The organism is Halopseudomonas sp. SMJS2 (assembly GCF_029866945.1).
Classification (GTDB): domain Bacteria; phylum Pseudomonadota; class Gammaproteobacteria; order Pseudomonadales; family Pseudomonadaceae; genus Halopseudomonas; species Halopseudomonas bauzanensis.
Genome location: NZ_CP123445.1, coordinates 1,946,272 through 1,968,398, shown reverse-complemented (window position 1 = coordinate 1,968,398; position 22,127 = coordinate 1,946,272). Strand labels below are relative to the sequence as shown.

The following is a 22,127-nucleotide window of genomic DNA, read 5'->3' as shown; positions in this document are numbered from 1 at the left end:
AGACAAGAGATGATATCCGATTGGGAACCCGGGCGGCTGGACAGTGATCTGCAGGATGCCGGCTTCGACACCCTGGCGGTACGTGCCGGGCAGCAACGCAGCCCGGAAGCGGAACATGGCGAAGCCCTGTTCCTGACCTCCAGCTATGTGTTTCGCAGCGCCAGCGATGCCGCGGCCTGCTTTTCCGGTGAGCGGGTCGGTAACGTCTATTCCCGTTACATGAACCCCACCGTGCGCACCTTCGAACAGCGTATTGCAGCGCTGGAAAATGCCGAGCAGGCGGTGGCCACAGCCTCCGGCATGGCGGCCATTCTGGCCACGGTGATGAGTCTGTGCAGCGCTGGCGATCATATTCTGGTCTCGCGCAGTGTGTTTGGCGCCACGGTCAGCCTGTTCGACAAGTACTTCCAGCGTTTCGGCGTGGAAGTCGACTACGTCACTCTGGCTGATCTGGACGCCTGGCGCGCCGCCTGCAAACCCAACACCCGCCTGTTCTTCGTCGAGTCACCGTCCAACCCGCTGGCCGAGCTGGTGGATATCCGCGGTCTGGCGGCGGTGGCGAAGGAGCAGGGCGCGCTGCTGGCAGTGGATAATTGTTTCTGCACGCCGGCATTGCAGAAGCCCCTGGACCTGGGGGCCGATATCGTCATTCACTCTGCCACCAAATACATCGATGGGCAGGGGCGTTGTCTGGGTGGTGTCGTGGCCGGGCGCAAGGAGCACATGCAGGAAGTGGTCGGCTTTCTGCGCACTGCCGGACCAACCCTGAGTCCGTTCAACGCCTGGGTCTTTCTCAAGGGCCTGGAAACCCTGCGCTTGCGTATGCAGGCCCATTGTGCTGCGGCGCTGGAGCTGGCCCAGTGGCTGGAACAACAGCCGCAGGTCGAGCGGGTGTACTACGCCGGCCTGCCGAGCCATCCCCAGCATGAACTGGCCAAGGCGCAGCAATCAGCCTTCGGTGCGGTAGTCAGCTTCGAGGTTCGGGGTGGACGTGAGGCGGCGTGGCGGTTCATCGATGCCACGCGGCTGATTTCCATCACCGCCAATCTCGGCGATGCCAAAAGCACCATCACCCACCCGGCCAGTACCACCCATGGCCGTCTGAGCGCGGAAACGCGGGAAGCGGCGGGCATTCGCGAAGGCTTGATCCGGCTGGCGGTCGGACTGGAAGAGGTCGCGGATCTGCGTACTGATCTGCAGCGCGGACTGGACGCGGCCGGGAGCTGACCCAGTCGGCATGCTCGCCGGGCTCAGTGTCCGACGAGCGTGCCTGCTTCATGCAAGGTGATGCGGTTGCGCCCGGCGGACTTGGACTGATACAGCGCCTGGTCCGCCTCCTCGATCAGCATGTGATAACTTGTCGTCTCGCTATTAATGCAGGCAATGCCGACGCTGACGGTGCAGGACAGCGGCTGGCCCTCATGATCGATTTGCAGCTGCGCGATGCTGCTGCGTAGCCGCTCGGCAAACTGACCGGCGCCGACCAGATCGGTATCCGGCAGCAGAACCACGAACTCCTCACCGCCGTAGCGCCCCGCCAGATCTGTTTCGCGAGCCATCTGCCGAGTTACTCCGGCCACCTGCCGGATGACTTCGTCACCTGCCCGGTGGCCATAGCTGTCATTGAGACGCTTGAAGTGGTCGATATCGAACAGCACCAGGCTGGCCGGACTGCTGTAGCGGGTATGGCGGGCGAACTCATGCTCCAGACAGGTCTCCCAGTGATGCCGGTTGAGCAGGCCAGTCAGACCGTCATGAATGGCCAGGGTGCGCAGCTGGGTATTGGCCGTCTCCAGTTGCAGCCGGTTGACCGCCGCGTTGGTCACGTCATAGATGATCAGGCAGACATGGTCCGAGCTGTTGCTGACCGTACGCAGTGGCAGGATGGTCACGTTCTGGTACATCACATCTGCCAGGCCGGTAATCGGGTGATAGCTCTTGAACCGCATCAGATAGGGGCGCTGCTCCCAGATGGTGAAGGCGCGAGTGCCCAGCATGACGGCGGTTTCCACCTTGTGAGCGAACCAGGGCCGATCAATTTCGGGAAACAGCTCGAACAGCGATTGCCGGGCTACCTGGCTGGCACTTCGACCGGAGTGGTTTTCCATGAAGCTGTTCCAGGCCTGGATCCGGTAATCGCGATCCAGCACCACCACGCCGACGTCGATGCTCTGGACAATGTCGAGCATCCAGTGAAGTTCGCTGATATCAAGGGGAGCGGTCATGACGGGTCGTCCTGCATGAGAGTCATCAGAGCAGCAGCTCGACTCGCTGCTGCAATCGTTCCACCGAGCTTTCGGTGAACAACAGCATCAGGTCGAAGTGGATGTCGTGGTCTTCCAGGCCGTAGCTGATCTCCACCGCCAGGGTCTGTTTCCAGCGCGGGCGGTTGAGGCGGATCAGCTCGTCGATGGTGCAGTGCTGACCGAGCAACAATGGATGCCCCAGCGACAGCTGCAATCCCAACTGCTCGGACAGACCATTGAGACAGGCACCAGTGATGATTGCCGCAAGGTCCAGCAGTAGCTCCGGATGGGAACTGGCGTCCAGTTTGGTATCCAGCAGGCCGGCCACATCGGCGATGGCCGAATCATGGAAGATCAACAGCGCTTCGCCAGCGACACCACCACCGATATAACCCTGGCAGATGGCCGAGACTTGCTGATTGCCCTGGGCGTCGCTCAGCGCCATCTGCAACTCACCGGGTTCCAGCAGGTTGACGTTGGGTATTGGCAGGTGGACAAATACTTTCAATGCCCGCCCGAGCAGCTCCGCAGCGCGGCCCATGGCAATGTTGGACAGCTCCCGGAGGGCGTCATGGAAACTGACCGAGGGGAGCGGATGCTGTGAATGGTGTTGCAGCGCTGCCGGGGCGGGATTCATGCCCAGGGCGAGCAGGGCGGCTTCCAGTTCCGGTGCGGCCACCGGCTTTCTGAGAAAGGCCCGGGCGCCGAGCGCGCGGGCGCGGCGTATCGCTTCTTCCTGAACATCGCCGGAAATGACGATTACCTCAGCCTGCAGGCCTTCATCCCGCACGCGGGCGAGCACCTCGAAGCCGTTCAGCTCGGGCATGGTCAAGTCGAGCAATACTATCCGCCCGCGGCCGCTGCGAATCAGCTCCAGGCCGAGCACACCGTTCTCCGCCTGACTGACCCGGAACGGCCAGTTCGCCGGCAGACTGCGGATCAGTTGCTTGCGGGCCATGCTTGAATCGTCGCATACCAACAGCGGGATGGCGTCGTCCACTGAGGTCATCCTTTTCCGGTAGAGACTAACATGAGGCATAATGCCATCACTGCTGTCGGCTTACTAGCCCCGCGTCTGTCGTATATATATAGTTGGCGGCAGAACTGAGAGTCCTTTCACAAATCCGGCTGCTGGGGCTTTTGTTAGCGTAGCGTTGCGCGTACTTTGCTCTGCAGCCGCAGGGAAGCGCGTAATCATTCGATCGTTGTCCGGTTTTTCTCCCTTGAAGTGCGGTATTCATTTATCCAAGGAGAAAGACCCATGAAAAATATTCTTGCTGCCGTCATCCTCTGTCTGACCGCCTGGTCTGTGGTACCTGCGTTCGCGGAAATCCCTGCTGAACCGCTGGTGACAGTCAACATCAACAATGCCAGCGCTGCGGAAATAGCCGAGACCCTGAACGGTATCGGTCTGGCCAAGGCAGAGGCCATTGTTGCCTATCGGGAAGAGAACGGCGGATTCGAATCGGTTGACCAACTTACCGTGGTCAAGGGAATCGGCCCTGCTACCATCGACAAGAACCGCGAGCGAATTGCGTTGCAGTGATCCAATGGGCTCCCGCCAGCGGCGGCTGACGGGAGCTTGGATATCAGGATTTCAAACGTCCGACCGCGGCGGTCAGTTGATGGGCGAGGGCGGCCAGCTGTTCGCTGGTGGCCGCGCTCTGCACCGTCTGCATGACCGTCTGTTCGGTCACATCCCGAATCTGGATGACACTCTGGGTAATGGACTCGGCAACTTCGCTCTGCTGCTCGACAGCAGAGGCGATCTCACTGTTGCCGTTGCTGATCTGACTCACCGAGGCGGTAATATCCGCCAGCGACGAGCCCGCCTGTTCCACTTGCTCGACCGATTCGTGCGTGAGGCGTGCACTATCCTGCATGTCCGCCACCGCATCATGGGTGCCACCCTGCAGAGCCTCGATCATGCGCTGGATCTCATCGGTGGAGTTCTGTACCCGCTGGGCCAGGGCCCGCACTTCATCCGCCACCACGGCAAAGCCACGCCCGGAATCGCCTGCCCGTGCGGCTTCGATGGCGGCATTCAAGGCCAGTAGATTGGTCTGCTCGGCAATGTCGCGGATCACTCGTACCACGCCGCTGATTTCCTGGCTGTGACCTTCGAGTTTTTGCATATGCTGCGTGCAGCGTTCAATGCTGGTGGCCAGTCCGGTGATCGTCTGACTGACGCGCAATACCTGATCGCGGCCTTCCCGGGCCATGGCATCCGCCTGGGTGGATTGATCCCGGGTGACGGCGCTGTTGCCGGCAATGTCCTGCACAGTGGCGCTCATCTCGTTGACCGCGGCAGCGACCATATCGGTTTCGCCTTGCTGGGTAACCATGCCATCCTTGACGCTGCTCATCAGGCGCGCCATTTCATCGGTGCCCTGTTCCAGCTGGCTGGCGGCCTGACGCACGGTGCCCACAACCTCTTGCTGGGCGCTCTGCATGGCGTTGAAGGTCTGCGCCATGGCGCCTACCTCATCCCGCGATACCACCGGCGCGCGCAGCGTGAGATCACCGGTTTCCTGCACGGTGAGCATGACATCGCGCAGTGCCAGCAGGTTGCGCGTGATGAAGGAGATGAGCAGCTGAGACACCATCAGTACGCCCAGCATCAACGCCAGCACCACTATCGCATAGAGGGGGGCACGGTCCAGCAGCAGAGCGATATAGCCCTGCCGCTCAACCCCGAGCAATCGCGCCTCGCCACCCTGATTGATCAACCAGGCGCCATGCATGGCATCGGTTGTTTGCGATATCGACAACTGCTCTGGCGGCAGCCAGGTCGCCGTGCCGGTGGCGGTGGCTGCGGTGTTACCTGCCGGCAACCAGCGCAGCCCGGTCAACTGTGTGTCGGTCTGGGGCTGAGCGAGTATCTCTCGGGCCAGTTCCTGGCGCAGTTCGTGAATCCGGTCCTGTTCTACCCAGAGCGCGACGAGAACCAGCAGCATGGTGCTGACAAAGGTGACGCTGTTGACAGCCCAGAACTTGTACTTGAGCTGCAGGTGTTGAAAAAACGCCATTTTGACTCCTGAGAACTGATAATTGCCGCTGCCGTGCGCAGGCATTCTAGGGCTACTAGGTTCTGTATCGGTTGATACGCATCAATCTTGACCCTTGCGGAGAAAAATACTCAGTAAAAACAAGTGACGAGCGACACATCCGGCTAAAGTTGCAGACCGCGGCGGGGAGTCGGTCGGTTATACTGTGCGATCAGGTCAAGGAACCGAATTTATGACAACTGAGGCCCGCCCTCTCATGATCCACCAGGACGCCGTGCTGGCTGACTGGTGCAAACAATGGCTGCAATTACCCTTCGTGGCCGTGGACACCGAGTTTGTCCGTACTGAAACCTTTTACCCCATCGCCGGATTGATTCAGATCGGCGATGGTGCGCGGACCTACATGATCGACCCGTTGACGATCACTGACTGGTCGCCACTGGTTGCGTTGCTGGAGAGTCCTGACGTCGTCAAGGTGCTGCACGCTTGCAGCGAAGACCTGGAAGTCTTTCAGCACCTGTGCGGCGCGTTGCCGGCGCCGCTGTTCGATACGCAACTGGCTGCGGCCTTTCTGGGCATGGACTTTTCCATGGGCTATTCCCGGCTGGTCAGCAATCTGTTGGGCGTTGAGCTGGCAAAGGAGGAAACCCGTTCCGACTGGTTGCAGCGTCCACTGAGTGAACGGCAGTTGCAGTATGCGGCGGATGATACCCTTTACCTGGCGGCGGTCTATCAGATACTGGCACCCCGTATCGAGGCAGCAGGGCTGACCGAGTGGCTGCTGGAGGATACTGCCGAGCTGGTGGCCAATGCGCGAACCATCATGGAACCGGCGGAAGCCTACCGGCGGATCAAGCAGGCCTGGCGGCTGAAGCCCGCGGAGCTGGCCATCTTGCAGGTGTTGTGCGACTGGCGCGAACGCGAGGCGCGGCAACGGGATCAGGCACGCAATCGTCTGCTGCGCGAATCGACCTTGTGCCCATTGGTGCAACGTCAGCCTGACTCCCTGCAGCAACTGGCCCGCCTGGAGGACATGCATCCGCGCACCGTACGACACGATGGCCAGACTATCATTGAGTTGATCCAGCAGGGATTGGCGGTACCGCCGGAGAACTGGCCCGCGCCGATGCCCGAACCCTTGCCGGCTGATGCCAACCGACTGCTGAAGAATCTGCGCAAGGTGGGGCAGCGGCATGCCGAGCGACTGGGCATGGCCAGCGAAATCGTACTGCGCAAGAAGGTGCTCGAAGCCATGGTGCGCACCGGCTATCCCTGCGGGCCCTATACGCTGCCTGCAGAGCTGAGCGGTTGGCGGCGCGAGTTGATGGGTGATGAACTGCTGGCCCTGGCCAATCAATTTTCCAGCAAGGGGCAACCCGCATGAAGATGCTGTGTTCGATCTACCGCAGCCCGCGCAAGCAGGGCATGTATCTGTATGTGCCGCGCGAGAAGGGCACCCGTGAGGTGCCCGAGCAATTGCTGAAACTGTTCGGCAAGCCCGAGCACGCCATGGACATGGTGCTCACCGAAGAGCGCAAGCTGGCGCGGGAAGACATACTGCAGGTACTCGACAATCTGAAAAACCAGGGTTATCACCTGCAGATGCCGCCCAAGCAGGAAGACTGGATAGTGCATCTTCCTGATGAGCTGCTTACGCGCAACGACCCGGTGTGATTACCAGGCCTTTTCCATGTTCTTGACCGAGATCTGCTCGTTCAGCGTCCAGTAGTCATAGAGCACGCCCAGCAGGAACAGGCCGCCGGTGAAGAAGTAGATGATGGCGGTGATCCACTTGCCCATGTACAGGCGGTGGGCGCCGAAGATCCCGAGGAAGGTCAGCAGGATCCAGGTCAGGTTGAAATTGATCCGGCCGCTGCGAAACCGCTGATCGGCCTGCCGATCCATGCCTGGAATCAGGAACAGGTCAACGATCCAGCCGATGAAGAACAAGCCGAGGGTGAAGAAGTAGAGGGTACCGGTCCACGGCTTGCCGTAGTAGAAACGGTGGGCGCCCATGAAACCGAATATCCACAGCAGATAACCTACTGCTTTGCTGTGTGTGTCTGCATATGCCATTGAATTTTTCCCTGTCCTTGTTATGCGATACTGCCCATAGACCATAGATTAGTTCGGGAGTGCCTGCATGGCAGCAATAAAACCACCGCAGTGGCTGGAGCAGGTTCGACAGCAGGCGACCAGCCTGGGCAATCCGCATGTGAAAGTAGGGGTGACCGGCCTCAGCCGGGCCGGCAAAACTACCTTCATCACCAGCCTGATCAACCAGCTGGAAAACCACCAGCGCGGCCTGCTGGCCAGGCGCGCACCCTTTGATCGGCTGGAGGCGGTGCGCTGGCAGCGGGAGGGGGTGGAGCAACCCTTTGCCTATTTGCGGGCGTTGGAGGCCCTGGCCGGTGAGCCGGCGCGCTGGCCTGAGTCCACCCGGGATCTGTCGCGGGTAGTGATCGATCTGCGTTTTCGCCAGACCGGACTGCTGCAGCGAGTACAGCGCAGCCGCTCGTTGCGGATCGAGATTCTCGACTACCCCGGCGAGTGGTTGCTCGACCTGCCGTTGCTGGGCATGGATTACGGCCAATGGTGTGAGCAGATGCGCGAATGGCTGGACGCCGAGCCCCGGCGCAGTCTCGCCGGACCGTTGCGCGAGGCCTTGGAGGCAATCGATCCGCTGGCGCCGCAGGACGATCAACGCCTAGCGGAGCTGGCTGCGGCCTGGACCGACTTTCTGCAGCGCAGCCGCAGCGAAGCGGGTCTGTCACGTAACCAGCCGGGGCGATTCTTGCTGCCCGGTAGCGGTATTGCCGCCGAGATGCTGCTGTTTGTGCCGCTGCTCAGCGGCAACCGCCATACCCGGGGGCCAGCGGGAAGCTGGTGGGCCGTTTGCGAGGCGCGTTTCCGCTATTACCGCGACTATGTGGTGAAGGGGTTTTATGACGAGCATTTCAGCCGACTGGACCGGCAGATCCTGTTGGTCGACATGCTTGGCCCCATGGACGCCGGGCAGGCTGCCCTGGCCGACCTGAAAGCTGCGCTGGAATCGGTACTGCAGAGCTTCCGTTATGGTCGCGATAGCCTGCTGGGACGGCTGTTCCGACCGCGTATCAGCCAACTGGCCGTATGCGCGACCAAGGTTGACCAAGTTGCACCGGAGCAGCAGCGGGCCGTGCAGCAATGCCTGGAAGATCTGCTTACCGACAGCCTGGCGGATGTGCGTCACGGCGGCGTACGAGTGCGGGGCTTTCCGCTGTCGGCGGTACGGGCTACGCGCCAGGAGGGGGACGCTCTGGTCGCCGGGTTGCAAGGGCAGGCCGGCTGGGTCCGTTACCAGCCTGGGGGCATTCCCGAGCATCTGCCGTTGGATCTGCACATCAGTGGCCCGGAGCTGCTCGACCTGCGTCCCCCGGCCGGGTTGCACCGTAATGAACCCTTCCCCCATTACCGAATGGATGAACTCATCGGCTGGATAGTGGAGGGCCACGCGCTATGACTGATCAACCCAAGACCCGGATTCTGGAAACCCTGGAACAGCCAAAAACCACCGAGGAGCTGACCCGCACCCGGGTGCTCGGCGAGGTGACCGCGACGGCTCGTGAGCAGAGCATGGCCGCCGAGCTGCCCGCGCCGGGGATGCTCAACGCGCCGGCCCCCAGTCGCTGGCCGGCGCGCCTGGCCAAGTTGATCGGGGCCGTTGTGGTGGGTGGCGTCGCACTGGAATGGAGCCAGTGGACCCTGGCGGCCTGGCACTGGCAGCCGCTGGCCGGCGCTGTGGTCGGGTTGGTGGGAGTTGGGCTGGCCGGTACCGGTCTCAAGGCGCTGCGGGATGTGCGCCGGCAACGAGCGCGGCTGACAGACCTGGAGCAGTTGCGTCTGGAAATGCAGGCAGCCCTGGCGGACCCACGCGAGCGGCTGGCGGTAGACTGGCTGGAGCGCCTGCAGGCACTGTACCGGGACACGCCACTGCAATCGCGTCTGGCGCTGGCATGTGCGGACCTGGATACCTCGCACAGCGCCGAGGAGGTCAGTCGGCGGCTGAGCCTGCTGTTCTACCAGCCACTGGACGAGCAGGCACGGCGCCTGCTGCGCCGCGAAGCGGTGGGCACTGGCCTGCTGGTGGCGACCAGCCCCTGGGTCACGGTCGATCTGCTGCTGGTGGTGTGGCGCAATGTCCGGATGATGCAGCGCATCGCCATCTGTTACGGCCTGCCCATTACCCAATTGAACAGCTGGCGCCTGGCGCGCCACGTGCTGCGTAATATCGCCCTGGCCGGCGGCAGCGAGATGGCCATCGGCGCGCTCAGTGACAGCCTGCTGTCAGGGCTGTTGGAAAAGCTCGCCGCCCGGGTGGGGCAGGGTATCGGCGTCGGGCTGTACAGCGCGCGACTCGGACATTTTACCCTCGACCTGTGCCGCGCTGTGCCGTTGCCCAACCGCACTGGGCTGGCCGAAGATAACCGTGGCATTATCCAGGGCATCAGGGAACGTCTGGGAAAGGTAACGGATGACAAGCTTTAAATCGCGCCGGCGCTGGCTGGCGGAGCGCTGGATCGATCGACAGCGTGAGACATTGGGCGAACGCTGGTCAGAGCTGCGGAAACAACTGCTGCCCGCCAGTTGGCCGGCACGCTGTGTGCGGGCGAGCAGCCTGCCGGATGGTCAGCTGGGTCATTGGCAGCCGCAACCCGGCTCCAGCAGCGCCGAGCTGACCTTGTTGCTGCGGCCGCTGCCCCTGGTGCAGCGCCAGTTGCTCGCCAGCCTGCTGGATGCTCCGGCAGCCGGTGCGCTGGCCCTGGTGGAGGCGGTGGAGCGTCTGGAACTGGATTGGCGGCAGCGGCTCGACCCGCTGCACAGCCACCGTGAATATGCTGCGCAACTGGAAACCCTGGCCCGGTTGCTCGAACTGACGCCGGCGGCGCGCTCTGCCTACCTGGAGAACGAGTGCAGGATATTCCCGGCCTTCGACAGCCTGCTGTTCGAATCGCTGCCCATGCGCCTGCGCACCGAGATGGCCAACCGGCATGTCATGGGTGATGGAGCCTGCCTGCAGTGGTGGCTGGAGCGGCTGTACGCCCGGGCCGGCATAGCCGGGCATGATCTGGCGGGGCTGGGTGATAACGACTGGCCGGATATGCCACCTGGCTGGTTTGCTCTGGGCTGGATCAGTGGGCTGCGTCGCGGCAGTGCATAGACGGTTATTCGGCCTTCCACCCCGCTGCACTATGGAAGGCCGACCGCGACCCGACCGGCTTCCATCCCGGCCAGCGGTGGCCCAGCTAGCGCTGTTGGCCGAGCTGGTGCTCGACCGTCTCAGGTATCCGTCGCTGGGAGCGAGCTTGCCCGCGAATGGCCGAGGCCGTTTGCCAGTTCACTCAGGTCGTTTCGCCAGCAGGGTGGCGCGTAGCGGTGCGGGATAACCTTCGCAGGTGAGTTCGGCATTGGTCGGGTCGAGGAAATCCGGCAGCGATTGAAAGCGCATCCACTCGGTACTGCGCTGCTCCTCGACACTGGTGCGGTTGAGGTCGACGCAGCGCACGTCGGTATAACCGCAGCGGCGCAGAAAGCGCTCCAGCATGGCTACCGAAGGAAGGAACCAGACGTTGCGCATCTGGGCATAGCGATCTTCAGGCATCAGGCATTGCTGGTCATCACCTTCGATGACCAGGGTCTCCAATACCAGCTCGCCACCGGGGCGCAGGCAGGCCTTCAATTGCAGCAAATGGTCCAGCGGTGAGCGGCGGTGATAGAGCACGCCCATGGAAAACACCGTATCGAATCCGCCGGTGGGTTCCGGCAGCTCCTCCAGGGTGAACGGCAGTTGCCAGACCGGGGCGTCAGGCAGGTAGCGGCGGATGGCCTCGAACTGGGTCAGGAACAGCAGGTTGGGATCGACACCGATGACCATGCGGGCGCCGTCCTGCCACATGCGCCACATGTGGTAACCATTGCCACAGCCCACATCCAGCACCCGCTTGCCCTGGAGCGTGAGATGCGGTGCCACGCGATCCCATTTCCAGTCGGAGCGCCATTCGGTATCGATCTGCACACCGAACAACTCGAACGGGCCCTTGCGCCAGGGATGCAGGCCCTGCAGCGTCTCGCGCAGGGCTTGCTGCTGTTCGGCAGACAGCTCATCGGCGGCACCGATGTGTATGCCCTGCTGCAGTTCCACCGTGGCGGGCAGCAGGTCCGGCAGCTGCGGCAGGCAGGCCTGCCACCGGGGCAGGTCACCGTGCCGGTGAGCCTCGGCCAGTCGGCGTTCCAGGGCGGTTGGCAGATCGGCCAGCCAGTTCTGCAGCGAGGTGCCGCTCAGATCACGATACAGCGGGGAATAATCAATCACGCGTGGGCCATTATCGAACCGAAATTGAGACATTGAAACCAGGTGCAGGCATGGCTGAACCCAGCCGCTTGCAGGCGCTCGAAATGCGCTTCCTGGGTATCCAGCAGCATGACATTCTCGATGGCGCTGCGTTTCTGGGCGATTTCCAGCTCGCTGTAGCCATTGGCCCGCTTGAAGGCGTAATGCACCTGTTCCAGATGTTGCTGGGTGCCGGGATCGGCGAAGCGGAATTTCTCCGAGAGAATCAGAATGCCACCGGGCAGCAGCGCCTGGCGAATACGGGTGAGCACCGCCAGGCGCTGTTCCGGGGCAATGAACTGCAGGGTGAAGTTCAGCACTACCACCGAGCAAGGTTCCAGCTCCAGCTGCAGGATGTCGCCCTGTATCACGGTTGCCGGCACCAGCTCTTCCATCATCGAATCCTGGGCGGCGAGGTATTCGCGGCAGCGCACCACCATGGCTTCGGCATTGTCCACCGCCAGAATGCGGCAATCGGCGCCGCCCAGATGGCGGCGCATGGATTGGGTCGCTGCGCCGAGGGAGCAGCCCAGATCGTAGATCAGGGTGCCGGGCTGGGCATACTGGGCAGCGATCACCCCGATATTCTCCACGATGGTGGGATATCCGGGGATGGAGCGCTTGATCATGTCGGGGAAAACCCGTGCCACATTGTGATCGAACACGAAATCGCTCACCTGGGGCAGGGGAGCAGCGAACAGCTTGTCTACATCGCTCATGAAAGGGTCCGGCTGGGGTCGGCAAAAGGCAAGTTTACCTCAACTTGGCCGGTGTTACCGACAGGTGCGCCGGATCTCGGTCGTCAAACAATTGGCGAAATGCGAGGCGCTCGGCAGAAATGGCAATTTATTTGACGAGATGAGGCTGTTATCGGTTCGCACGATGTTGCTCTGATGGCATAATAATATCTTTCACGGCGTCGCCACGCCCGAACGGGTGGCCAGGATAAAGCAGAGCTAAGGAAGGTTGAAATGGATGCCCATCATCGATTGATCGTTGGAATGGCTTCGCTGGCCGCTCTGTATGCCGGCAGCAGCCATGCACTCGGGCTGGGTGAGGTGCGGTTGACTTCGGCGCTGAGCCAACCGCTCAATGCCGTTATCGAGTTGCATGGTGCTGAGGGTTTGGCCCCCAATGACATCGTTGTGTCCCTGGCTGATGCCGAGACCTTCTCACGGGTTGGTATCGAGCGGCCATACTTTCTCAACGATCTGCGCTTCACCCCGGTGCGGGTGAACTCGCAACTGGCGGTGCGGGTAGAGTCCAGTCGCCCGGTCAACGAGCCCTATCTCAACTTTCTCGTGCAACTGCATCGTCCCAGTGGGGTGTTGCTGCGTGAATACACCCTGTTGCCCGATCCGCCGTTGTATCGGCCGGCTCCGGTATTGGCATCCAGTGCCGATATCGAGTCTGTTGCCGAGCCGGCTGTGGTAGCCAGTACAGTTGTGGCGCCACCGGTAACGCCGGCTCTGCCCGACCTGCAGCCGCAGGCCGATGCCGGGCGCTACGAGACGTCAGTAGGAGACAGCCTGTGGGCCATTGCCCAGGCCACCCGTGCTGACGAATCGGTCGCCGTAGCTCGGCAGATGCGCGCTATCCGCGCGCTCAATCCCGAGGCGTTCGTCAATGGCGATATGGACCGGTTGCGGGTCGGCCGGGAGCTGATCCTGCCGACCGCCGCGCAGATGGGTGTGACGGGCGACGTCTCGGTGGAACCGCCGCAGCTGCGAATCGAGGAGCCGCAACTGGAGGCGGCGGTAGGGGCCGCCCTCGCCGAGAGTGAGCAGATGCAGAGCCGGCTCGCGGCCCTCGAGTCACGCTTCAATGCATTGCTTGCTGAGCTGGAGGAGCGGGATCGCCAGATCACCAGTCTGCAGGCGGAGCTGGAAGCAGCGCGTAATGCCCGCGCTGCGGCTTTGTCTGCTCTGCCGGTGGCAGGGGAGGAAGCATCCGGGAGTATGCTGCCAGCGGCGCAGACGGCAATGGAGCCGGGCGCCGTGGCGCGGCCACTGGCGGATCCGGGCGAAGCGGCAGAGCCGGTGACCAACCCTGAACAGCGCTCTGCGTTCAAGGGCTGGTGGTGGATGCCGGTAGCGCTGGTGGCCGCCATTATTGCTCTGGTAATGGGCTATCGCCGCCGTGAACCCGAACCCGAACCCGAACCCGAACTCGCCGAGCCCATCGCGCCCCGACCGGTCCCGCAGCCGGTTACCATGCCGGGCAACTGCGTTGCCGACCCGCTGGAAGGAGTGGAGCTGTACCTCACCTATGGCCGCCTGGTCGAAGCGCGCACCATGCTGGACAAGGCCATCAAGGCCGAGCCTGTGCGGGTCGACCTGCGATTGAAGCAATTGGGTGTGTTGGCGGCACTGGGCGATTCCCCGGCCTTTGCCGAACAGGCGCAGGCGGTCTGCGAGCTTGATGGTGACGTCTCTCGGATCGAGCAGCTCAAGGCGCAATTTCCGCAGATCGACACTGTCCCGCGTACGGAGCAGGTGACGCCGATGGGAGAGGTGACGCCCATGCACGACGACGCTCTGAGCTCGGGGCAGGCTGATCTGGAGATGGACTTCGATCTGAACGCCGATTGGGAACTGATCGACGGGCTGGGGGCAAGAATGTCACGTTCGGAGGTGGCAGAACCTGGCTTCGAAAGTAACCTGACCGACTTTCCCGAGGTGGGCGAACTGGATGAGGACTTCGCCGGGCACTTCGAGCAGGCCGGGCGCAAGAACGACAACTGACCGGGGCTGGTGAGCAGCCCCGGTTATTCATCAATCAAACAAGACCTTGGCCACATCCGCATAGCGGGCGGCGAAGTGGATGGTCATGCCCTGTTGCAGGTAGTCGGGCAGCTCTTCGTAATCTCCGCGGTTGGCCTCCGGCAGAATCAGCTCGAAGATCGATTGCCGGCGGGCGGCAATGACTTTCTCACGAATACCACCGACCGGTAGCACCTGCCCGGTGAGGGTGATTTCCCCGGTCATGGCCACACCGGTCTTCGGCGGCTGATTACGCGCCAGCGAGAGCAGGGCGCTGGTCATGGTCACGCCGGCGCTGGGCCCGTCCTTGGGTGTGGCACCCTCGGGAACGTGCATGTGCACGAAGGCTTCGTCGAAGAAGGTCCGATCAGCCTGAAACCCCGCCAGATTGGCGCAGATATAGCTGTAGGCGATCTCCGCCGATTCCTTCATCACTTCACCCAGCTTGCCGGTGAGCTTGAAACCGCGGTTAAGGGTATGCACCCGGTTGGTCTCGATGGGCAATGTGGCGCCGCCCATGGAAGTCCAGGCCAGGCCGGTCACCACGCCGACGCCCTTGAGGCTCTTTTCGGTACGGAAGGCTGGCGTACCGAGCAGTTCCTGCAATTGGTCCGGCTTGATGCTCAACTTCTGGTCGGGGTTTTCCAGCAGTGTCATGACCGACTTGCGCACCAGCTTGGCCAGCTGTTTTTCCAGGTTGCGCACGCCGGCTTCCCGGGCATAGCCTTCGATCAACTGACGCAGGGCGCGGTCGGTGATGCGCAGCTGGCTCCTGCGCAGGCCCGCGCGTTCCAGCTGGCGCGGCCAGAGGTGGTGCTTGGCGATCGCCAGTTTCTCTTCGGCAATGTAGCCGGACAGGCGAATCACATCCATGCGGTCGAGCAACGGCCCGGGGATGCTGTCCAGGGTATTGGCGGTACAGACGAACAGTACCTTGGACAGGTCCAGGCGCAGGTCCAGGTAATGATCCAGAAACTGGTTGTTCTGTTCCGGGTCCAGGGTTTCCAGCAGCGCGGACGCGGGGTCACCCTGTGACTGCTGCCGAGCTTGTCGATCTCGTCCAGCATGATCACCGGGTTCATCACCTTGACCTCTTTCAACGCCTGCACGAACTTGCCCGGCATGGCGCCGATATAGGTACGGCGGTGTCCCTTGATCTCGGCCTCATCGCGCATGCCGCCGACGCTGAAGCGGTAGAAGGGCCGGCCGAGACTCTCGGCGATGGAGTGGCCAATGCTGGTCTTGCCCACACCGGGTGGGCCGACCAGCAGGATGATCGAGCCACCCACCGAGCCCTTGAAGGTGCCCAGCGCGAGGAATTCGAGAATGCGCTGCTTCACATCCTCCAGTCCATCATGGTCGCGGTCCAGAATGCGCCGGGCGCGCTGGATGTCGAGCCGGTCCACGTGGGTCTGGCCCCAGGGCATGGCAGTGGCCCAATCCAGGTAGTTGCGGGTGACGGCATACTCGGGGGAGCCGGTCTCGAGAATCGACAGCTTGTTGAGCTCTTCCTCGATCTTGTTCTGCGCTGCTTCGGGCAGCTGCTTGCCGGCCAGGCGTTCGCGGAACTGCTCGACGTCGGCGGTGCGATCATCCTTGGACAGGCCCAGTTCCTTCTGAATGACCTTCAACTGCTCCTTGAGGAAGAACTTGCGCTGCTGCTCGCTGATGGTGCGATTGACCTCGGCACTGATCTCGCCTTGCAGGCGGGCGACATCGATCTCCTGCTTGAGCAGCACCAGCACCTTCTGCATGCGCCGCAGCACCGGGATGGTGTCCAGCACGTCCTGCAACTCGCTGCCCTTGGCCGAGGTCAGTGCCGCGGCAAAGTCGGACAGGGGGGATGGCTGGTTCGGGTTGAAACGATGCAGATAATTCTTCAGCTCCTCGCTGTACAACGGGTTCAGCGGCAGCAGTTCCTTGATCGAGTTGATCAGGGCCATGGCGTAGGCGCGTACCTCGTCCCGCTCATCGCTGGGGGATTCGGGATACTCCACTTCCACCAGATAGGGAGGCTTGTGGCTCAGCCACTGGGTGATGCGCACCCGGGTCAGGCCCTGGGCGATGAACTGGATCTTGCCTTCTTCCTTGACCGCCTGGTGGATCTTCACCGCGCAGCCGGTCTTGGGTAGCAGCTTGGGGTCGAGCACGCCATCGGCCGGTAGTGGCTGGTCCACCCAGAACAGCGAGAGCGCATGATGGGGGGTATTGGCCACCCGCTCGATGGTTTCTGCCCAAGGCACTTCGTTCACCACCACCGGCATCACCTGGGCGGGAAAGAAGGGGCGGTTGTTGATGGGTAACAGATATAGCTTCTGCGGCAGGCGCTGGTCCGGCAGCACCAATCCGGTTCCGGGCTGGTCGCTGCGTTGCTGCTCGATGTAGTCCGGCACGTCGTCCTGATCAGTCATGAGGCACCCTAGTCTGAAATATCGTTCTACAAAGGTGGTGTCTGCGACGGGGTATTTCAATGGTGATTGATAAACCAGGCTGCTGAGCGTCGTTTAACCGACTATGTTGTGATAATGGCAGTAACGGGAGTAGCCCATGATCACCGCAGCAGATGTGCTTGATGGAACCTTCCTCGGCGATAGCGCCGATGATTTTCTGGCGATTGTCAGCGCGCACTATGTGCAGGATGAAGCGGCCTGCCTGGAGCAACTGATGCGGCTGGCCGAGCCGGAGAGCATCGCCGCGGTGGCTGATCGGGCAAGACACCTGATCGAGTCGGTGCGGCGGCGGGACGATGCGGTGGACAACCTGGATGCCTTGCTGCAGCAATACAGCCTGGATACCCGTGAGGGCATCATGCTGATGTGCCTTGCCGAGGCGCTGCTGCGCATTCCGGATGCCGCCACCGCCGATGCGCTGATTCGCGACAGGCTCAATGCGGCGCAATGGGACCTGCACCTTGGCAAGAGCGAGCATGCGCTGGTCAATGCTGCTGCCTGGGGGCTGGTGATGACCGGTCGGGTGGTGAATCTGGAGCAGTCGGACGAGGGCACACCGGGGGCGGTGCTGCGGCGCTTGGTCCGCCGCAGCGGTGAGCCGGTGATCAGGGCCGCCATGCTCCAGGCAATGAAGCTCATGGGCCGTCAGTTCGTGCTCGGGCGCAACATTGGCGAGGCGCTGAAGAATGCCCGGGCACAGGCTGCCCGGGGGTATACCCACTCCTTCGATATGCTCGGTGAGGCGGCCCTGACCCGTGCCGACGCAGGGCGTTACCAGCAAGATTACAGTGCGGCCATCGCCGCACTGGCTGAGTCAGGACAAGATGGGAAAGGGCCTCGACCGAGCATCTCGATCAAGTTGTCCGCGCTGCACCCGCGCTACGAGGTAGGCCGAGAAACCCAGGTACTGGACGAACTGGGTGCCAGCTTGCTGACACTGTTGCGTCAAGCTCGGGCGGGTAATGTGGACATCGCCATCGATGCGGAGGAGGCCGATCGCCTGGAGTTGTCACTCAAGGTGTTTGCCCAGTTGTATCGCCATCCGGACCTGGCTGGCTGGAGTGGTTTCGGCATGGTGGTGCAAGCCTATTCCAAGCGTGCCTTGCCGGTGCTCTGCTGGCTCACGCTGCTGGCGCGGGAACAGGGGGACCGGATACCGGTGCGGTTGGTCAAGGGCGCCTACTGGGACACCGAGATAAAACTCAGCCAGCAGGCGGGCCTGGATGGCTATCCGGTGTTCACCCGCAAGGAGGCGACGGATGTGTCCTATCTGGCCTGCGCTCGCTACCTCCTCGGACCCCATACCGCGGAATTGCTCTACCCGCAGTTCGCCACCCATAACGCCCACACCGTGACTTGCATTCTGGAAATGGCGAACGGCCGGGATCTCGAGTTTCAGCGGCTGCATGGTATGGGTGATGCGCTCTACGACACGGTTATCGACGTGCACCAATATCCCGTGCGCATCTACGCGCCGGTAGGTGCACACCGGGAGCTATTGCCTTACCTGGTCAGGCGGCTACTGGAAAACGGCGCCAATTCTTCCTTCGTGCATCGGTTGGTCGACCCCGCGTGCCTGTGGACTCGTTGATCGAGCATCCGCTGCAGGCACTGCGCCGCTACCCGGACTTGGCCAACCCGCAGATCCCGCTGCCACGGGATATCTATGGTTCAGAGCGACGCAATTCCCGCGGCATCAATCTGGATATTCAGAGCCACTGGTTGCCATTGCAGGCCGCGCTGTCCGACTGGATGTCTCGGCAGTGGAGCGGTGCGCCGATCGTCGATGGTCACCGTCTGACCGGCCTGGGGCGGCCGGTATGCTGCCCCTGGGATCTTGAGCGCCAGGTGGGTGACGTGATCTGGGCTACCTGCCCACAGGTCGGTTCGGCCATCACCGGGCTGGCGGCAGCTTTTGCCGACTGGAATGCGCGACCGGTTTCCGAGCGTGCTGAAATCATCGAGCGGTTTGCCGACCGTCTGGAAGAGCATCTGCCCGAATTGATGGCCTTGTGTAGCCTGGAGGCGGGTAAGAGTTTGCAGGACGGTCTCGATGAGGTACGCGAGGCGGTCGATTTCTGTCGTTATTATGCGCACCGCGCGCGACAAGATTTTGCCGTGGTGAGCCTGCCCGGTCCCACCGGTGAGAGTAACGAGCTGTATCTGCAGGGGCGGGGGGTAATGGTTTGCATCAGCCCCTGGAATTTTCCCGTGGCGATCTTCGTCGGCCAGATGGTTGCAGCATTGTTGAGCGGAAACACGGTCGCCGCCAAACCCGCGGAGCAGACCACTCTGCTGGCGGTGCGCTGTGTCGAATTGCTGCTGGAGTCCGGCTTGCCGCCACAGGTGTTGGCGCTGCTACCTGGCGATGGGGAGCAGGTCGGCAGTGTGCTGACCGCGGACCCGCGGATTGCCGGTGTAGTGTTCACCGGCTCGCTGGCCACCGCCCAACTCATCAACCGTGCCCTGGCGGAGAGAGCCGGACCGATCGCCACCCTGATCGCCGAAACCGGTGGCCAGAATGCCATGCTGGTCGACTCCACCGCGTTGCCCGAGCAGGTGATCCGCGATGTGCTGCATTCGGCTTTCGCCAGCGCCGGCCAGCGTTGCTCGGCGCTGCGGGTCCTGTATCTGCAGGAGGATATTGCCGAGCAGGTGATCGAACTGCTCAAGGGAGCCATGGTGGAACTGCAGGTGGGTGATCCCTCCCGGCGTGATGTCGATCTGGGGCCGGTCATCGATGACGAGGCGCGGCACAATCTGCTCAGGCATATTGACCGACTCACCGCCGAAGGGCGGCTGATCGCGCAAACGCCACTGCCGGCCGATGCCAATGGCCACTTCATTGCCCCCTCGGCCTTTCGCCTGGAGCGGCTGGATCAGCTCGACCGCGAGCACTTTGGCCCCGTCCTGCATGTGATCACCTGGCGTAGCGACGAGCTCGACGAGATCATTGCCCAGATAAACAACTCGGGCTTCGGTCTGACGCTGGGCGTCCATAGCCGCAACGAACAGACTGCCGCCCACATCGACCAGCGGGTACGTATTGGCAATGTCTATATCAACCGTAATCAGATCGGTGCAGTGGTCGGGGTGCAACCCTTCGGTGGCCAGGGATTGTCAGGTACAGGTCCCAAGGCCGGTGGCCCGCATTATCTGGTGCGCATGGCGACCGAGCGCACACGCACCATCAACACGGCCGCAGTAGGAGGGGATACAGGCCTGCTGGCTCTGGGGGATGGCCCCGAGGTTACTTGATGACTGCCAGCAGAAAGCTGTACTCCTCGGCCAGCTCCTTCATCGACTGGTAGCGCCCGCTGGCGCCGCCGTGGCCGGCGCTCATCTGGGTGCGTAGCAACAGCGGCTGGTCATCGGTCTTGCTGTGCCGCAGCTTCGCTACCCACTTGGCTGCCTCCCAATACTGTACGCGCATGTCGTGATACCCCGCAGTGACGAACATCGCCGGATAAGCCCGCTCGCGCACCTGTTCGTAGGGGGCGTAAGACCTGATGCGCTCGGCCACCGCAGGATCATTCGGATCGCCCCATTCCTCGTACTCGCCGATGGTCAACGGCAGGGCAGGATTGTTCATGGTGTTCCACACATCGACGAAGGGCACATCGGCTACCGCGGCGGCAAACAGCTCGGGGCGTTGGTTGACGACGTTGCCGATTAGCAGGCCGCCAGCGCTGCCACCGGCGATGACCAGCTTGCTGCTGTCGGTGTAGCCGCTGCTGATCAGGTGCTCAGCGCAGGCGATGAAGTCATTGAAGGTATTGCCCTTGTGCTCGAGCTTACCCTGCTGATACCAGGCTTCCCCCATGTCGGCGCCGCCGCGCACATGGGCGATGGCGAAGATCCAGCCGCGGTCGAGCAGGGACAGGCGGGCATGGGAGAACCAGGGGTCCATGCTGGCACCGTAGGCGCCATAGCCATACAGATAGAGCGGGGCGGCAGCGGCCAGGCTGGCCGGTCGACCTACCAGGCTGATGGGAATCCGGGTGCCATCCGGCGCGGTGGCCCATTCGCGGCGGACTTCGTAATCATCCGCATCGAATGGCCCTTCCACCGGGGTCTGCTTGAGAACGGTCTGACTGCCGCTGGGCAGATGCAGCGCGCGCACCTGGGCTGGCCGATTCAGCGATTCGTAACGCAACCGAATATGCTCGCTGACGTACTCTTCGCCGCCCTGTACATGCAGGCTGTAGACCGCATCCGGCATGCTCACCTCATAGTGCGCGCCGTTGGCCGGGCGTACCTCCAGGCGGGTCAAGCCGCCGTCACGGTAATGCAGCAGCAGGCCATGGCGCTGCACGCTGAAATCCTCCAGGGTGCGCTGCGGGTCCACATCCACCACCAGCTCCCAGTTGCGGCGCAGCGGGTGATGCGGGTCGGTGCGGTAGAGTGCGAAGTTCTCGCCGCGGTCGTTGCTGCGGATAAGCAGGCCGTCTGGGCCATGGTCCACATGGTATTCATGACCGGTAACGCGGCGGCTGAGCAATTGCCAGTCGCCGGCGGGATGGTCAGCTGACACCACCCGCACTTCACTGGTGTTCTTGCTGTCACTGGCCAGCACCAGCCATTGCTCCGAACTGCTGCGGTAGGCATGCAGATAGAAACGCTGGTCGGCCTCGTGATATACGCGGACCGCCGGGGTCCCCAGCTGCAGACGCCAGAGCGTGGCCGGGCGGGAGGCTTCGTCCATGCTGACGGCGAACAGGGTGACGCTGTCGTTGGCCCAGACCAGGCTGCCATCGGCCTGGTCCAGCGGCAGTTCGCTGATATTGCCGCTATCCAGGTGCTTGAGATACAGGCAGTAGGTCTCGTCGCCCTGGCGGTCGAGGCTGTAGGCGAGCCAGTGGTGGTCGGGACTGATGGCAAAGTCGCCCAGCTGCAGAAAACCATCACCGGCCAACTCGTTAAGATCCAGTAACAATTGCTCCTTGGCCAGGTCGGTCTGCAGGCTGCCGTCGGCGGGCCGGGGACTGCGGAAGTAGCGGGGGTACTCGGCACCGGCTTCGGTACGCTGGTAGTACAGCCAGGGGCCCCAGACCGCCGGCAGCGACAGATCGGTCTCGCGTATGCGCCCGCGGATTTCTTCAAACAGTTGGGCCCGTTGATCATCATGCGTGCTCAGCCATTGCTCGGTATGGCTGTTTTCGGCCTTGAGGTGGTCGATCACTTCGTCGAGGTCGCGCTGTTCCAGCCAGGCATAGGGATCAGGCGTCGCATCACGGCGAGTTGATGGCGGCATGGTTGTAGGACTCCAGGGTCAAAAAAGCTATTATAGT

General features: G+C 62.4%; 15 protein-coding genes and 2 pseudogenes. 9 read left to right on the top strand and 8 right to left on the bottom strand.

What is annotated here, in order from left to right; genetic code table 11:
* The first annotated feature begins 9 nt into the window (after positions 1-9).
* Positions 10-1,227: an O-succinylhomoserine sulfhydrylase gene (locus tag QAO71_RS09160; protein WP_280164205.1), complete on the top strand. Its 1,218-nt coding sequence runs from the start codon at positions 10-12 to the stop codon at positions 1,225-1,227.
* Positions 1,228-1,250: 23 nt separating this feature from the next.
* On the opposite strand, the gene QAO71_RS09155 is transcribed toward QAO71_RS09160, so the two are convergent.
* Both QAO71_RS09155 and QAO71_RS09150 read right to left on the bottom strand, forming a co-directional pair.
* A complete protein-coding gene (locus tag QAO71_RS09155) occupies positions 1,251-2,225 on the bottom strand; it encodes a diguanylate cyclase (RefSeq protein ID WP_280164204.1) in 975 nt (324 codons plus the stop codon).
* A gap of 25 nt (positions 2,226-2,250) precedes the next feature.
* Positions 2,251-3,255 carry a response regulator gene (locus QAO71_RS09150; RefSeq protein ID WP_036989605.1) on the bottom strand — a complete coding sequence of 335 codons (1,005 nt, stop codon included), beginning with the start codon at positions 3,253-3,255 and terminating at the stop codon, positions 2,251-2,253.
* A gap of 252 nt (positions 3,256-3,507) precedes the next feature.
* Between QAO71_RS09150 and QAO71_RS09145 the strand changes: the two genes are divergently transcribed.
* Positions 3,508-3,792 carry a ComEA family DNA-binding protein gene (locus QAO71_RS09145; RefSeq protein WP_036989606.1) on the top strand — a complete coding sequence of 95 codons (285 nt, stop codon included), beginning with the start codon at positions 3,508-3,510 and terminating at the stop codon, positions 3,790-3,792.
* Between the two features lie 43 nt (positions 3,793-3,835).
* Here the strand turns inward: QAO71_RS09145 and QAO71_RS09140 are convergent, their stop codons facing one another.
* Positions 3,836-5,275 carry a methyl-accepting chemotaxis protein gene (locus tag QAO71_RS09140; protein ID WP_036989607.1) on the bottom strand — a complete coding sequence of 480 codons (1,440 nt, stop codon included), beginning with the start codon at positions 5,273-5,275 and terminating at the stop codon, positions 3,836-3,838.
* A 235-nt stretch (positions 5,276-5,510) separates the two neighbouring features.
* Between QAO71_RS09140 and rnd the strand changes: the two genes are divergently transcribed.
* Positions 5,511-6,638, top strand: coding sequence for a ribonuclease D (rnd, locus tag QAO71_RS09135; protein ID WP_280165672.1), 1,128 nt, complete (start codon positions 5,511-5,513; stop codon positions 6,636-6,638).
* Positions 6,635-6,928, top strand: coding sequence for a YcgL domain-containing protein (locus QAO71_RS09130; RefSeq protein ID WP_074778477.1), 294 nt, complete (start codon positions 6,635-6,637; stop codon positions 6,926-6,928). The genes rnd and QAO71_RS09130 overlap by 4 nt, the downstream gene beginning before the upstream one ends.
* Here QAO71_RS09130 and QAO71_RS09125 read toward each other — a convergent pair whose 3' ends face one another.
* Positions 6,929-7,330, bottom strand: coding sequence for a TM2 domain-containing protein (locus tag QAO71_RS09125; RefSeq protein WP_036989612.1), 402 nt, complete (start codon positions 7,328-7,330; stop codon positions 6,929-6,931).
* A gap of 67 nt (positions 7,331-7,397) precedes the next feature.
* Here QAO71_RS09125 and QAO71_RS09120 point away from each other — a divergent pair, with 67 nt between their 5' ends.
* From QAO71_RS09120 to QAO71_RS09110, 3 genes are read left to right on the top strand one after another with little or no spacing between them, the layout of a single operon-like run.
* A complete protein-coding gene (locus QAO71_RS09120; RefSeq protein WP_051610815.1) occupies positions 7,398-8,756 on the top strand; it encodes a YcjX family protein in 1,359 nt (452 codons plus the stop codon).
* Complete coding sequence (locus QAO71_RS09115; protein ID WP_280164203.1) at positions 8,753-9,781, top strand: TIGR01620 family protein; 1,029 nt, start codon at positions 8,753-8,755, stop codon at positions 9,779-9,781. The genes QAO71_RS09120 and QAO71_RS09115 overlap by 4 nt, the downstream gene beginning before the upstream one ends.
* Entirely contained in the window at positions 9,768-10,454 is a 687-nt protein-coding gene (locus QAO71_RS09110) for a hypothetical protein (RefSeq protein ID WP_036989615.1), read from the top strand. The genes QAO71_RS09115 and QAO71_RS09110 overlap by 14 nt, the downstream gene beginning before the upstream one ends.
* Before the next feature lie 177 nt (positions 10,455-10,631).
* Here the strand turns inward: QAO71_RS09110 and cmoB are convergent, their stop codons facing one another.
* A complete protein-coding gene (gene cmoB / locus QAO71_RS09105; RefSeq protein ID WP_280164202.1) occupies positions 10,632-11,606 on the bottom strand; it encodes a tRNA 5-methoxyuridine(34)/uridine 5-oxyacetic acid(34) synthase CmoB in 975 nt (324 codons plus the stop codon).
* Positions 11,603-12,343: a carboxy-S-adenosyl-L-methionine synthase CmoA gene (gene cmoA, locus QAO71_RS09100; RefSeq protein ID WP_036989618.1), complete on the bottom strand. Its 741-nt coding sequence runs from the start codon at positions 12,341-12,343 to the stop codon at positions 11,603-11,605. Before cmoA ends, cmoB begins: the two co-directional genes overlap by 4 nt.
* A gap of 252 nt (positions 12,344-12,595) precedes the next feature.
* Here cmoA and QAO71_RS09095 point away from each other — a divergent pair, with 252 nt between their 5' ends.
* Complete coding sequence (locus tag QAO71_RS09095) at positions 12,596-14,368, top strand: FimV/HubP family polar landmark protein (RefSeq protein ID WP_280164201.1); 1,773 nt, start codon at positions 12,596-12,598, stop codon at positions 14,366-14,368.
* A gap of 30 nt (positions 14,369-14,398) precedes the next feature.
* Here QAO71_RS09095 and lon read toward each other — a convergent pair.
* A pseudogene (gene lon / locus QAO71_RS09090) lies at positions 14,399-16,797 on the bottom strand (endopeptidase La).
* Positions 16,798-16,933: 136 nt separating this feature from the next.
* Here lon and putA point away from each other — a divergent pair.
* Positions 16,934-20,094: pseudogene (gene putA, locus QAO71_RS09085) on the top strand (bifunctional proline dehydrogenase/L-glutamate gamma-semialdehyde dehydrogenase PutA).
* Here putA and QAO71_RS09080 read toward each other — a convergent pair.
* A complete protein-coding gene (locus QAO71_RS09080; protein WP_036989624.1) occupies positions 20,087-22,090 on the bottom strand; it encodes a S9 family peptidase in 2,004 nt (667 codons plus the stop codon). The pseudogene putA and the gene QAO71_RS09080 overlap by 8 nt on opposite strands.
* Positions 22,091-22,127 lie beyond the last annotated feature (37 nt).